The 2,000-nt window shown below is 72.3% G+C and carries 1 protein-coding gene and 1 pseudogene; one reads left to right on the forward strand and one right to left on the reverse strand.

Annotated features, from left to right (window positions below; genetic code table 11):
- Positions 1–793 (forward strand): annotated as a pseudogene (locus JNL41_RS13675) (hypothetical protein); the annotation flags it as partial.
- Positions 794–805: 12 nt separating this feature from the next.
- Here the strand turns inward: JNL41_RS13675 and JNL41_RS13680 are convergent.
- The coding region (locus JNL41_RS13680) for a long-chain fatty acid--CoA ligase (protein WP_293475791.1) at positions 806–2,000 on the reverse strand (1,195 nt) is incomplete at its 5' end.

A 2,000-nucleotide genomic window follows, 5' to 3' on the forward strand; every position in this document is an offset into this window, starting at 1 on the left:
CAAGCACGTCGTCGTCGTCGGCATCGGCAACACCGGCTGCGAGCTGGCCTGCGAGATCGCCGCGGCGGGCGCCGCCTCGGTTCACATCTCGGCGCGGAGCGGGACGTGGATCATGCCCAAGACCATCAACGGCGCGCCGGGAGCCGACGCCGCGCCGATGACCCACCCGACCGATCCGGTGATCCGCCCGTTGAACTGGCTTCCGGCGGGCGTCCGCCGGGCGGCGTTCCAGCGTATCGCCAGGGGGCGCATCCTGGGGACGTTCAAGGACCGGATGGTGCGGCTCCAGGCGCTGGGGCTCCCGACGCCGCCCGCGGACCCGCTGTCGAAGCGGCCCACCGTCTCGGACGAGATCTTGAGCGCGCTGGAGAGCGGCGCGGTGAAGGCCAGGCCGGCGATCGACCGCCTGGAGGGCGGCGAGGTCGTCTTCGCCGACGGCTCGCGCGCCGCCGCGGACCTCGTGCTCTGCGCGACGGGCTATCGCCTGACCTACCCCTACCTCGACGCCGGCGTCGCCGACACGCGCGGCGACGATCTCAGCCTCTTCATGGGGACGGTCGCCCCCGACCGCGAGGACCTGTTCTTCGTGGGCGTCAGCCGGCCCGCCGGCGCCTTCTGGCCCATCGCCGAAGCGCAGGCGCAGTTCGTCGCCGCGATGCTCACCGGCGCCTACCGCCCCCCCTCCCGCAAGGCCCGCGCCCGCCGCGCGCGGCCGATCCTCGGGTGCAACGCCTGGAGCCCGGCCCTCTACGGCCTGGACGTGCGCGAGGAGCTGCGGCGCGGGCGGAGATAGCGCGGGCCGCTACTAGGCGCTCTTGCTCATCTCGGCCTTGAGCTGGCGGCGCAGCAGCTTGCCGGTGTCGTTGTACGGCAGGGCGTCGCGGAATTCCCAGACTTCCGGGGTCTTGGAAGAGCGCAGCCGCGCCTTGGCGAAGGCCTTGAGCTCGTCCACCGGGGGCCGGGCGTCCCGGGCCACGATCACCGCGGCGACCTTCTCGCCCCACTCGTTGTCGGGCAGGCCGAGCACGGCGACGTCGTCGACGGCCGGATGCTCGCGCAGCACGTCCTCGATCTCCCCGGGGCTCATGTTCTCGCCGCCGCGCACGATCACGTCGTCGAGGCGGCCCTCCACGTAGAGGTAGCCCTCGTCGTCGAGGTAGCCGCCGTCGTTGGTCGCGAACCAGCCGTCGGCGCCGATCACCTTCTTCGAGGTGTATTCGCCCGAGACCTGCTCGCCGCGCACGTAGATCTCGCCCGACCGGTTGGGCCCCAGCACCTCGCCCGCGGGCCCCCGGATCTCCAGCTCCAGGGTCGGCAGCGGCCGCCCCACCGAGCCCAGCCGCTTCTTCACCGCCTCGTCGTCGGAGTAGAGCGCCATGCGGTGGTCGTCGGGGCCCAGGATCGAGATGGTGGAGCTGGTCTCGGTCAGACCGTAGGCGTTCGCGAAGTCCACATGCGGCAGGAGGCTCAGCGCGCGCTCGATCACCGGCAGCGGCATGCGCCCGCCGCCGTAGCTGATCGCCCGCATCGACGGCAGCGTCTCGCCGCGGGCCTCCAGCACGTCGAGAATGCGGCCCAGCATGGTCGGCACCACCATGGCGTGGGTGATGTCCTCGGCCGCGGCGGCCTCGACCCAGGCCTCGGGCGTGAACGCCTCGAGGTGCATGATCCGCCGGCCGCCGTAGATGCCGGTCAGCACCGCCGATATGCCGGCGATGTGGTACGGCGGCACGCTGACCAGCGCGGCCTCGTCGCCCTCCGCACCCTGGAACTCCACGGTCGAGATCACGTAGCTGGTCAGGTTCGCGTGGCGCAGGATCGCGGCCTTGGGCTCGCCCGTCGTGCCGCTGGTGAACAAAAGGACGGCGATGTCATGGTCGGCGTCCAGGAACTCGGCCTCGCAGTCGCCGTGGACGCGGCAGGCCGCCTCGAAGGCGCTGCGGCTCACCACCTTCACGCCCTCGGCCGCCGCCAGCCGCGGGACCATGTCGTCGTCGACG

Source organism: Phenylobacterium sp., assembly GCF_016793285.1.
Lineage (GTDB): Bacteria > Pseudomonadota > Alphaproteobacteria > Caulobacterales > Caulobacteraceae > Phenylobacterium.